Origin of the sequence: Moraxella sp. K23, assembly GCF_041154765.1 — a bacterium.
In the GTDB taxonomy this organism is placed as follows: Bacteria; Pseudomonadota; Gammaproteobacteria; order Pseudomonadales; family Moraxellaceae; genus Faucicola; species Faucicola tetraodonis.
The window spans coordinates 1,788,459-1,800,914 of record NZ_AP031595.1; the positions used below are offsets into that span (position 1 = coordinate 1,788,459).

The following is a 12,456-nucleotide window of genomic DNA, read 5'->3' on the forward strand; positions in this document are numbered from 1 at the left end:
TAAATACATGAAAAATCTCATTGTCATCGGTAACGGTATGGTCGGTCATCACTTTATCGAAAAAGCGATTGAAAAAAACTTGCACCAAATTTATCAGATTCATGTATTTAGTGCAGAAAAACGCCCTGCCTATGACCGTGTCTATTTATCCAGTTATTTTGAACATAAAGATGCCAGTCAATTAAACTTGGTCGATTTAGCGCACTATGAGCAAGCAGGCATCACTTTGCATTTAGGTGAAGCGGTTAACCACATTGATGCGCAAAGTAAAATCGTCACAACAATCAAGGGCAATACGCTTGAGTTTGATAAATTGGTACTCGCCACTGGCTCTTATCCTTTTGTCCCGCCTGTTAAAGGCAATCAACATGCGCACTGTCATGTCTATCGCACCATTGAAGACTTAGATGCTATTTTAGCAACTGCGGACAATCCACGTGTTCAACGTGGTGTAGTGGTTGGCGGTGGCTTATTGGGATTAGAAGCCGCCAAAGCCTTGGTAACACTGGGTTTAACCACCTATGTAGTCGAGTTTGCCCCACAATTGATGGGCGTTCAGCTTGATGCGGCAGGGGGTGAACTACTGAAGAAAAAAATCGAAGACTTGGGCGTTACGGTACTAACCGGTAAAAATACTCAGCAAATCATCGATAACCATGACGATGACGCCAGTTTTTTAACCATGCAATTTGCTGATGGTAGCTTGCTTGATACCGATTTGATTCTATTTAGTGCTGGGATTCGCCCTGAAGATACTATGGCACGAGATTCTGGGCTAAAACTTGGCGAACGTGGCGGTATCGTCATTGATGACAGATGTCAAACAAGCGAGCCAGATATTTATGCGATTGGAGAATGTGCATTATGGGATAACAAAATCTACGGGCTGGTTGCTCCAGGCTACACCATGGCAAGCGTATGTGCCTCACAAATAGCAGGTGAGCATGACAGCCTATTTGACGGTGCGGACATGAGTACCAAACTTAAACTCATGGGCGTCGATGTCGGCAGTATTGGCGATGCCCATGGCAAAATCAAAGACAGTTTAAGCTTTGTCTACCAAAACCCAAAAACAGGCGTGTATAAAAAGTTAGTCACCTCGGACGATGGCAAACGCTTGCTCGGTGCGGTACTTGTGGGTGATACGGAAGATTACAGCAACTTGCTCCAGTTATTTTTAAATGGTATTGATTTACCCCTACAACCTGAAAGCTTGATTTTACCAAATGTCGAAAAACCCGTTATGGGGGTGGAGAATCTGCCCGATACCGCTACCCTATGCTCATGTTATAACGTCAGTAAAGGTCAAATCTGCGCAGCAGTGGACAATGGCGCCCTCACGTATGAAGACATTAAAGTCTGTACCAAAGCCAGCACAGGCTGTGGCGGCTGCGCCCAAATTGTCAAAGATACCTTAGTGTCAGAACTCAAAAAACGTGGTATTGAAGTCAAAAATCACATCTGCGGGCATTTCGCTTACTCTCGCCAAGAGTTGTATCACTTGGTGCGCGTCAGCAATATCCACACCTTTGAAGAGATGATTGAAAGACACGGACACGGCGATGGCTGTGAAATTTGTAAACCAACGATTGGCTCGATTTTGGCGTCTTGCTGGAATGACTATATTCTTGATAAACCACTGGTTGCGCTGCAAGACACCAATGACGCTTTCTTGGGGAATATCCAAAAAGATGGTACTTACTCAGTCGTACCGCGTATTGCGGGCGGTGAAATTACCGCCGAAAAACTCATCGTACTGGGCGAAGTGGCTCGAGATTTTGGACTTTACACCAAAATCACTGGTGGGCAACGTGTGGATTTATTTGGTGCTCGTAGTGACCAATTGCCCGATATTTGGGAACGTTTAATAAATGCAGGTTTTGAAACAGGGCATGCCTATGGCAAGTCTTTGCGTACCGTCAAATCTTGCGTCGGTAGCACATGGTGTCGCTATGGGGTGGATGATAGCGTTGGCTTGGCGATCGAACTGGAAAACCGCTATAAAGGCTTACGTGCCCCGCATAAAATCAAATTTGGCGTATCAGGCTGTACCCGTGAATGTGCTGAAGCCCAGGGCAAAGACGTTGGTATTATTGCCACTGAAAATGGCTGGAATCTATATGTCTGTGGCAATGGCGGCATGCGTCCTAGACATGCTGAACTATTTGCCAGTGACTTGGACAAAGCAACGTTAATTAAATATATCGATCGTTTCTTAATGTTCTACATAAAAACAGGCGACCGCTTACAACGCACATCGGTATGGCGTGAGAAAATGGAAGGCGGGCTTGAGTACATTCAACAGGTGGTCATCAATGATAGCCTGGGTATTGCCGAAGAGCTCGAAGCCCAAATGCAAGCGGACATTGACGCGTACCAATGCGAATGGAAAACCACCCTGTCTGACCCAGAACGTTTAAAACGCTTTAAGCACTTTATCAACAGTGACAAAGTCGATGACAACGTGGTATTTGTCGAAGAACGGAGCCAAATTCGTCCTGCAACGGCTGAGGAAAAGCAAGGATTGGCTTACAACGCTATTGCCGCCCAAGCGGACATCGAGCTTGCTTAATGGTCAACCATAGCAAAATGGCGCTAATTTAGCATGCCATTTTCAATCAAAACAATGGAAAATTACGATGAACGAAATCTGTAAAATTGACGATATCATTCCCGAAACAGGCGTATGTGCATTAGTGGGCGGCGAACAAGTTGCCATCTTTCGTACCCAAAATGATGACGTTTTTGCCATGCACAACTTTGACCCTTTTAGCCAAGCCAATGTTATCTCTCGTGGACTACTCGGTAGCTGTGAAATTGACGGAAAAAAGGTACGATATGTCGCATCACCCATGTACAAACAACGCTTTGACTTGGCAACAGGTAAGTGTCTTGATGATGAGCGAGTTTCGTTAAGATCGTATCCAGTTAAGGTCAATCATGGCGCTGTGTTTATTTAACTAAATGCCGACAATATATAAAGGGGTATAGAAATCATGCCCCTTTATCTTTACCCCAATCAAACTACACCACTAATTGTTGATAATATTGCCGACTGGCATTTAACTCATTATATAGTGATACGACTTCGCCCATAATCATCACCGCAGGCGATGGCAGTTTAGCGTCATTTTGCAATGCTTGAATAGTGCTTAGCGTACCCACCAAAACTTGCTCGTTAGGACGACTAACATTGGCAATAATCGCAAATGGTGTATCGGCTGATTTACCCGCTTGTAACAGACCTTGGGTTAAATTTGGCAAGGTATTTAATCCCATATAAAACACCACGGTTTGATTATCGGCAAGCAGCTCTGCATATTGTTCATTTGGCGTGTCGGCCTTCAAGAATCCTGTCACAAATTTGACGGATTGCGCATAGTCGCGATGGGTGAGCGGAATATTGATGCTATTGGCGACTGCTAGCGCGGTGGTAATGCCAGCAATCGATTCACACGCCACCCCTGCACCAATCACGGTTTGCATTTCTTCACCGCCACGCCCAAAGATAAACGGGTCACCCGACTTTAAGCGTACAATAGTTTTGCCTTGTTGCGCTAGGGTGACCAATAAGCCATTGATGTCTTGCTGGGACATGCTGTGCTTGTGGCATTTTTTACCCACATAGATTTTTTCTGCCGTTGTGTTAAGTGCCAAAATCTCATCACTCACCAGATTGTCATAACAAATCACATCCGCTTGCAAGATGGTTTTATAAGCTTTGATGGTCAAGAGTTCAGGGTCGCCTGTACCTGCACCAACCAGATACACTTTGCCCTGATTTTGTACAGGTTTTGCATGTTTGGGGGTTGTAAGAAGGTCAAAACGATTTTCTTTCACGCTGTCATGGGGAAAAAATTCAACACTCACAGGGCTACTGATTGACGGCATAGCAGTTTTCCAACATAATCAAACAAGGTAATTTAAAAATGCAATTACCATGCCTAAATTTTAACTCATACCCTTAATTGTTAAAATTATTTTATATCCTGTTAAGGCGAGTAATTTCCCAAAATTTGACCTATTTATCCTATTTCATTGAGTGAGTTCAACGCCAAATCAAATTCATTTTTGGTATTAAAATTTGCTAAAGTTATCCATTCATTCGGCAGTGCAGCGGTTTGTATTTTTTTATCCGCCAAAAATTTCATCACTGCGCGCTGACCCTTATCCAAATAATCGTTTAATTTTATTAATAAATCCGTACGATACAAACCCAACAATGGATAATCCTTTTCAGCTTTTAAATAAATCACCGCTTCATTATCGGTTACCGCATAACGCAATTTATCAAAAACTTGATGGGCATGAACCAAACTATCACAGCTTATCACCAGTAAATAATGGTAAGGAGACATGACCTGATTCATGGCACTTGCCATGGCGGATAACGCCCCTGCCCCTTTGCCATTTTGTTGATTTGGCAGATAATCATCAATGATTTTGACGGTTGTATCATGGCATAAACGCTTACCATTATCCGCCACCATCACAGGGACATTTAAGCGTTTGGCATGACGAATATGAAAATCAAGCAAAGTCTCGCCATTTGGCAAGCTTAATAGCGCCTTGGGTGAACCCATCCGAGATGATTCACCCCCCGCCAAAATCACCACCCCTGCCAATTTAATGGTCATGTTTTGGATTTTCACGCATCAGATGCGGCACAAAGTTACACGGACGGGTACGGTTGTCGAGCTGTTCTTTGATGATGCCTTCCCAGCCCGTGCGACAGGCACCCGAGGAGCCAGGTAAACAAAAAATCACCGTATTATTCGCCATGCCTGCTAGCGCACGAGATTGCAAGGTTGACATGCCGATTTCATCACGAGATAACGCGCGAAACATCTCACCAAAACCTTGTACTTCTTTATCAAACAGCGGGCTTAGGGCTTCAGGGATTTGGTCACGGATATAAAAACCTGTCCCGCCTGTGGTAATGATAGCGTGAATCTCAGGGTCGGCAATCCATTGACTCACGATAGCACGGATTTGATAAATATCATCGGTGCGTATGGCTCGCTCCGCTAGGGTATGCCCTGATTCGACAAGGCTATCGGCTAGGTATTTACCAGAGGTATCTTCTTCTAAACTGCGGGTGTCTGATACAGTTAAGATTGCGATATTAAGCGCAATAAAAGGTTTTTCAGGCTTGCTCATTGGGGTTTCCTCATTATTTTATGGGTATACAATTTTATGGGCATATCAAATATTGCCATAGATTAGGCATTTATTATAGCGTTTTTGTTTGTAACGCATGTCTAGGCTGTCAATCTGTCAATTAACGCCCATTGCTTGACTGCCTAGACAGGCATCAGCTTTGCGATGCTTGCACCCGTCTATTTATGTTAATCAAGAAAAACAATATCACTCATCTTTAACTACCACGGGCGGACCTAACAATAAATGCTCATCAATAAACTCATTTGCTGAATTATGCTCAGCAGACTCTGCCGTGATATACCACTGTTGATTACGGTACAAGGTCAATCTATCGCGTGTTAGCCCTCGCCATAGACAATACATCATCACAAACACCACGATGGCAAACGGAAAGCCTGCAATAATCGCGACCGCTTGCAACGCAGATAACCCCCCTGCTACCAATAGCACCGCAGCAATCACCCCTTGGCTCAATGCCCAAAATAACCGCTGGATTTTTGGCGGATTGGTATCGCCGCCTGCCGTGAGCATATCAATCACAAGACTTGCCGAATCTGACGAAGTGACAAACCACAACATAATCATCACCACAATCACCAGCGTCAAAGGCTTGGTTAAAGGATAATATTCAATCAGTTTAAAAATCGCACTACCATAATCGGCTTTGACTGCTTCTATCAGCCCATAATTGCCCATCAATTCCATGTGTACCGCGCTACCGCCAAAAGTGGTAAACCAAAAGAACAACAACAGCATCGGGATAAATAACACCCCAAAAATAAACTCTCTAATAGTACGACCCCGAGAAATACGCGCCACAAAAATTCCCACAAATGGCGACCAACTCACCCACCATGCCCAATAAAAAATCGTCCAATTTGCCTGCCAATCCGTATTGCTATACGCCTCACTCCAAAATCCTAGCGGAATAAGTTGACTGACATAATTGCCGATATTTTCAATAAAACTATCGATGATAAACTGAGTCGGACCAAACAATAACATAAACCCAAGCAGCAACACAGTCAGCACAATATTGATATCGCTTAAGCGTTTAATCCCTTTATCCAGTCCCATCATCACTGATAAGGTCGCCATCGCGGTAATAATTGCAATCAAACAAAGCTGTACCGGGACGTTGTTGGGAATACCAAACACATTGCTAAAGCCTGCGTTGATTTGCATCGCCCCTAGCCCCAAAGATGTCACCACCCCAAACATCGTGCCAAACACCGCAAGGGTATCAACCACATGCCCCCATTTGCCATAGATTTTTTGACCAATCAATGGGTACAGTACCGAGCGAATCGACAACGGCAAGCCACGGCGATAATGAAAATACGCCAATGACAATGCTACGACACAATACAACGCCCACGCATGAATCCCCCAATGCAAAAACGAAATACTCATCGCTTGTTTAGCCGCTTCTACGGTTTCGGCTTGCCCCATCGGAGGCGACATAAAATGATATAACGGCTCTGCCGTCCCCCAATACAACAGACCAATCCCAATCCCCGCACTAAACAGCATCCCAAACCATGACAGTAAGCTATACTCAGGATGCTCTGTTTGATGCCCAAGCCGAATATCGCCATAACGACTCAAGGCAATATATAGGCTAAACACCACCGCGACATTCATCAAAATGATAAAAAGCCAACGAAAACGGTGGGTAATAAAAGACTGCAGTTGGTTAAAAACTTCACCTGCCAACTCACCAAATAACGAACCAAAAATAATAAATCCGACAATCAGCAATGCGGAGGCAATAAAAACAGGACGATTAACCCGAGGGAAAGGGCCGAATTTTTCGACTTTCACAGAACTCATAAAGATATCTTTTCATTAGATTAACTGGAAAGCAACCTTAACAAATTATTTACAATATTTCAAATTACAGCAAGATTTCACAAGGCTTATATACTATAAAAACAAAACTAAGTTTTTGATTATAAAGGATATATATATTAACATACTGTAACATTTTAATAGAATATACAAAATAGGATTAATTAATTTTATTTAATAATTTACTATAATTATAAAGTTTATAATTCAACATTTGTTACCTATCTATCTGGTTTAATTTAACTAACTGACGCCTCGTCTGGGCTATGACCCCGTTGGATAATCGGATGCTTTCAATGACTGGGTTAGGGGAAAACGCATTGACAATTTGGTAGTGGGCGATGGGGATATTGCGGTATAGATCATGCCATAAAATGCGAGACTTGGTTGTTCGATTGCATGAATTTTGGTTGCCTGACAGCTTGTAATGAAATCTGCCTTTGAATTTTTACTGTACTTTTTATATTTTAACAATTGGTTTTAATAGTTGGCGGGTGACCCTACAGACCGTAAGCCAAAATTTTTGGTCACAAAATGGTCAGTTTTAGTCACAAGCGTTTGGTCACGTTAGTTTTATTTAAATATTAAAAATAGATATCTTTTCAACTTAACAATCAAAATCAATTTTCCTAATCACATCAAGATAAAAATTTATAAAACAATATATTTTTTAAAATCAATAGCTTGGTGTAAAATTTAAGCCAAAAAAAACCTCAAATCAGGGGAGATTTGAGGCATAAAACTTTAAAAATTTCGTTTTTAAATCCACTAAAATAAGTGGCGCAGCGGACGGGACTCGAACCCGCGACCCCCGGCGTGACAGGCCGGTATTCTAACCAACTGAACTACCACTGCACGGTAGTTGGCGACGATGACCCAAACTTGTCAAATTGGTGGGTCGTGACGGATTCGAACCGCCGACATTCTGCGTGTAAGGCAGACGCTCTACCAACTGAGCTAACGACCCATCGTCTGTGGTGGGTATTATAGAGAATTTATTTTTGCTGTCAACGATTTTTTTTGGCAAATATTAAAATTTTTAAAAAATTTTGCTGAGCATGTCATGTGGTTGTCACATAAAAACCTTATCATACCTACATGGCCAGCAAGGTCATAGCTAACAATAAGAATAATAAGATAACAATAATAACAATGTCTCTATCGCTTGTCACCCAAAGGATTTAATTCCCCCAATTAAATCCTTTTTATTTTTTCTCTTCCGCCTTTTCTCACGGTTGCGCCAGTAGTGCTTTGATATCCGTCTCAAGGTCTTGGGGGGCTTTGGTCGGTGCAAAACGATCTACGACTCTACCATGTGCGTCAACTAAAAACTTGGTAAAGTTCCATTTGATGGCGTCGCCCAACATACCCTTACCCTGTGGCTGTGATTTTAAAAACTGATACACAGGATGGGTATCTTTACCATTGACGTCAACTTTCGCCATCATCGGAAAGGTCACGCCATAATTGATTTGGCAAAACTCACTAATTTGCGCTTCATTGCCAGGATCTTGCTGACCAAATTGGTTGCAGGGAAAACCCAACACCACCAATCCTTGGTCTTTGTAAGCTTGGTATAGCTTTTCTAAGCCCTCAAACTGTGGGGTAAAACCACATTTGCTCGCGGTATTCACAATCAATACGACTTTACCTCTAAGGGTGTCAAAATCAAATAGCTGACCTCGAATATCGGTCGCGGACAATTGGTAAAAATCTTCCATAGCAAATCTCCTTGTTGTTAGTTAAAAAGTTGTTAGTTAAAAAATTGTAAGTTTTTCTTGCATTATTATGCTGACAAGCGTAGTTTATCTATTGGCAGTTATCCGCCAATATTTACCCTTTAACTTTGTCAGTATTTCTGACAAAATATCGATAAAATTCATTGATATTCAACCGGAATCCCCCGCTATGCTCACTGATGCTAAACTATCGGCTGGACAACGCTTGACGCAGCTGCGTAAAAGCAAAGGTTTGACCACTGCTGAACTTGCCGATTTAATGACCCAAGCTGGTGCTAAAGTTAGCCGTGCCGCGATTTCTAATTGGGAGCGCGGTTCCAATGGCATCGTGTCCAATAAACTGCCTGTGCTTGCCAGTTTGTTGGGCTGCAGCGAAAGCTATTTGCTATCGGGTACTGGGGTGGAAAGTCATAACGTCAACACCCAAGCGTTCGCAGCGCATACGCTCAATGATACTACTGTAGCACAAGCATCAAGCGATGCCAATCAAGCGAACTCGTGGCAGGGTCAAACGGCTCAACCGACGACGCCTGCTGCTACCAATTTTCAACCCAACCCTCCCAACCCTAATCCCAAACCCAATCCCAAACCCAATCCCAAACCTAGTAGTGATGTATCTACCATGAAAACTTTGAACAAATCCAACAAACTGCAAAACGTGTGCTATGACATTCGCGGTCCTTTGCTACAAACTGCCAACCGCATGGAGACACAAGGTCATAAAATCATCAAACTCAATGTCGGCAACCCTGCCCCATTTGGGTTTGAAGCACCGCAAGAGATTTTATCAGATGTGGCGATGAATTTGCCCAATGCGATTGGCTATTCAGACTCTCAAGGGATTTTTGCCGCGCGTAAAGCGATTTTGCAGTATTACCAAGCCAAAGGATTGTTAGAAGCCGTAGACGTTGCCGATGTGTATTTGGGCAACGGCGTCTCTGAACTGATTGTGATGACCATGCAAGCGTTACTGGATGATGGCGATGAAGTGCTGATTCCAATGCCTGACTACCCGCTTTGGACAGCGGCGACGAATTTGGCAGGGGGTAAAGCGGTTCATTATTTGTGTAATGAAGCAGACAACTGGCAGCCAGATATTGCTGATATCGAAAGCAAAATCAATGAGCGCACCAAAGGCATTGTGGTCATCAACCCAAACAACCCAACAGGCGCGCTTTACTCTACCGAAAATTTAAAAAAAATCGTGGCACTGGCAGAAAAACACGGGCTTGTACTGATGGCGGATGAGATTTATGACCGCGTGCTGTATGATGATGCCGTGCATGTACCGTTGTGCACCCTTGCCAAAAACTGCTTGGTTATCTCGTACAATGGCTTGTCAAAGTCGCACCGTATCGCAGGTTTTCGCTCAGGCTGGATGATGTTATCGGGTAAAAAACACCATGCGGCTGATTTTATTGAAGGGTTAACCATGCTATCATCGATGCGGCTGTGTGCCAACGTGCCCTCACAATACGCGATTCAAACGGCGATGGGTGGTTATCAAAGTATGCAAGCCTTGACCGCACCAACCGGTCGCCTGTATCAGCAGCGCAACATCGCTATCGAGCGCTTAAATGCCATTAAAGGTATCTCATGTACCATGCCACAAGGGGCATTTTATTGTTTCCCAAAAATTGACCGTGACATTTATCCAATCGAAGATGACATGCAGTTTATGATGGAATTATTACTACAAGAAAAAGTCTTGATGGTACAAGGTACGGGTTTTAACTGGCATGCACCTGACCATTTTCGCGTGGTATTTTTGCCCAATGCATCAGATTTGCATGAAGCGATGGATCGACTTGAGCGCTTTTTTGCCACAAAACGCCAAGAATATGGCACTGATTAATGTTTCAGTGAAAGAAAAAAACCCCGATGATCCGGGGTTTTTTATTGTGAGCAATTAACTACATAAAACGATGGGGATAAAGCTATTGGGATTAACCCAGTAACTCCGTTAAAAATACAGCGATGATACCAATCGGTGCGACAAATTTTACCACAATTTGCCAAATAGTCCATTTCATGCCATCTAGCCCCAATTCACGTTTTACCGATTCTTGGTTGATAAACCAGCCGATGAGGATAATGGTACCCAAACCAATCAAAGGTAGCATGATTTTACTGGACGTATAATCTAGCGCGTCAAAGATACCTTGTGGGATGTCTTTACCGTTTTTGTGGATAGTAAATACCGCAAAATCAGACAATTTATTGAATGACAATAACGCAAGTACACCCACTGCCCACGTTGCCACTGCCCCTACTAGCGTGCAGATTTTACGGCTCATTGGGGTTTTTTCTTCCAAGAACTCGACAATGGGTTCAAGAATTGAAATCGACGACGTCAATGCCGCAAAAGTCAATAACAAGAAGAATAAAGTACCCACCACCACACCTAGGCTCATTTGACCAAAGGCGATTGGCAAGGTCACAAACACCAAACCGGGACCTGCCGCTGGATCCAGATGATTGCTAAATAAAATTGGGAAAATCGCAAGACCTGCCGCCAATGAGAAGATAATATCCCAAATAATCACCGTACGCGCGGTTGCCAATAAATCAACATCTTGTTTTAGGTATGAACCATAACTCACCATGATCGCCATACCCAGTGACAGACAGAAGAACGCATGTCCTAGCGCTGCCATCAGCACTTTACCCACACCAACTTCCTGCATACGCTGCAAGTCAAACTTAAACAAAAACTCTGCGCCTTTGGCAAAATCCATATTAATCGCATTATATCCCACGATAAATAATAGGATAAAAGCTAACGCAGGCATCATGATTTTTGATGCTTTCTCAATACCTGCTGATACACCACCTGCAACAATTAGCGCCGTCAAGCCCATAAACGCCGTGTGCCACAACGTCATTTCGGTTGGATTGGCTAACATCGTCTCAAAAATTTTGCCAGTGGCATCGGCATTGAGACCACCAAATGCATTGATACCCGCTTTTAAGGTGTAATTAAGCGACCAGCCGCCAATCACACTATAAAATGACAAAATCATAAAAGCGGCTAAAATACCAAAGTAGCCAAGCAGACTCCAAGCAGGTGACGTGTTATTGGCTATCGCCGCTTTGCGAAAACTTGCCGCTGGGTTACTTTGTCCACGGCGACCAATCAGCCATTCAGTGACCAACACTGGAAAACCAATAAGCGCGATACTGATGATAAACACGATAACAAATGCCGAGCCACCGCTATCGCCTGTCATGTAAGGAAACTTCCAAATACTACCGAGACCGACCGCAGAACCCACGGCAGCCATTAAAAACCCAATCTTTGAGCTCCACTGGGAATGAGACGACTTGTGATTAGTGCTCATAATCCCTCCCTAATCGAATGTAAATAAATGAAAAAATTGCAACGAGAATCTTGCAGTATGTAGATTTTTCATGAATCAATAGTTAATGTCAAACTTTCTTTTCACAAAACCCAACCAAAAGTTATACAAGCAAGTCATTATTTTTTTGCAGTTAAACAAAATATAATAAAATCAAATATTTAAAATGGTTTTTTTAAAATTCATTAAACGCAAATTATTTTTATCCTAAATATTACTTTTTGGAATCAATAATTTTTTCACCTATTTGATGGCGAATTGCTGGCAAAACTTAGCGGTTAATGTCAACGGTTTAAACTTGCACAATTGTGGGGATGTTGATAGCAATTTTTTGCCATTAACGG

9 protein-coding genes and 2 tRNA genes are annotated in these 12,456 nt (G+C 42.9%); 3 read left to right on the forward strand and 8 right to left on the reverse strand.

Going from position 1 to position 12,456, the window contains the following annotated elements; genetic code table 11:
- Positions 1–7: 7 nt before the first annotated feature.
- Both nirB and nirD read left to right on the forward strand, forming a co-directional pair.
- Entirely contained in the window at positions 8–2,572 is a 2,565-nt protein-coding gene (nirB, locus tag ACAM37_RS07835; protein WP_369625931.1) for a nitrite reductase large subunit NirB, read from the forward strand.
- Positions 2,573–2,639: 67 nt separating this feature from the next.
- The gene (gene nirD / locus ACAM37_RS07840; protein ID WP_369625932.1) at positions 2,640–2,960 is read left to right on the forward strand and encodes a nitrite reductase small subunit NirD; all 321 of its coding nucleotides are present in this window, start codon (positions 2,640–2,642) and stop codon (positions 2,958–2,960) included.
- Between the two features lie 64 nt (positions 2,961–3,024).
- Here nirD and cobA read toward each other — a convergent pair whose 3' ends face one another.
- The 7 genes from cobA to ACAM37_RS07875 form a co-directional block, all read right to left on the reverse strand.
- Positions 3,025–3,891, reverse strand: a complete 867-nt coding sequence (gene cobA / locus ACAM37_RS07845) for a uroporphyrinogen-III C-methyltransferase (protein ID WP_284035213.1) — start codon at positions 3,889–3,891, stop codon at positions 3,025–3,027.
- A 134-nt stretch (positions 3,892–4,025) separates the two neighbouring features.
- The gene (gene mobA / locus ACAM37_RS07850; RefSeq protein WP_050323922.1) at positions 4,026–4,637 is read right to left on the reverse strand and encodes a molybdenum cofactor guanylyltransferase; all 612 of its coding nucleotides are present in this window, start codon (positions 4,635–4,637) and stop codon (positions 4,026–4,028) included.
- Positions 4,627–5,160, reverse strand: coding sequence for a molybdenum cofactor biosynthesis protein B (gene moaB / locus ACAM37_RS07855; RefSeq protein WP_099807650.1), 534 nt, complete (start codon positions 5,158–5,160; stop codon positions 4,627–4,629). The genes mobA and moaB overlap by 11 nt, the downstream gene beginning before the upstream one ends.
- A gap of 207 nt (positions 5,161–5,367) precedes the next feature.
- Positions 5,368–6,996: a BCCT family transporter gene (locus tag ACAM37_RS07860; protein WP_065253264.1), complete on the reverse strand. Its 1,629-nt coding sequence runs from the start codon at positions 6,994–6,996 to the stop codon at positions 5,368–5,370.
- A 796-nt stretch (positions 6,997–7,792) separates the two neighbouring features.
- Positions 7,793–7,869, reverse strand: a tRNA-Asp gene (locus ACAM37_RS07865).
- Positions 7,870–7,905: 36 nt separating this feature from the next.
- A tRNA-Val gene (locus tag ACAM37_RS07870) sits at positions 7,906–7,981 on the reverse strand.
- 262 nt (positions 7,982–8,243) lie between these two features.
- A complete protein-coding gene (locus ACAM37_RS07875; RefSeq protein WP_369625933.1) occupies positions 8,244–8,735 on the reverse strand; it encodes a glutathione peroxidase in 492 nt (163 codons plus the stop codon).
- Between the two features lie 187 nt (positions 8,736–8,922).
- On the opposite strand from ACAM37_RS07875, the gene ACAM37_RS07880 reads away from it, so the two are divergent.
- Entirely contained in the window at positions 8,923–10,608 is a 1,686-nt protein-coding gene (locus ACAM37_RS07880) for an aminotransferase class I/II-fold pyridoxal phosphate-dependent enzyme (RefSeq protein ID WP_369626849.1), read from the forward strand.
- A 91-nt stretch (positions 10,609–10,699) separates the two neighbouring features.
- On the opposite strand, the gene ACAM37_RS07885 is transcribed toward ACAM37_RS07880, so the two are convergent.
- Complete coding sequence (locus ACAM37_RS07885) at positions 10,700–12,094, reverse strand: sodium-dependent transporter (RefSeq protein ID WP_369625934.1); 1,395 nt, start codon at positions 12,092–12,094, stop codon at positions 10,700–10,702.
- Between the last annotated feature and the right edge of the window lie 362 nt (positions 12,095–12,456).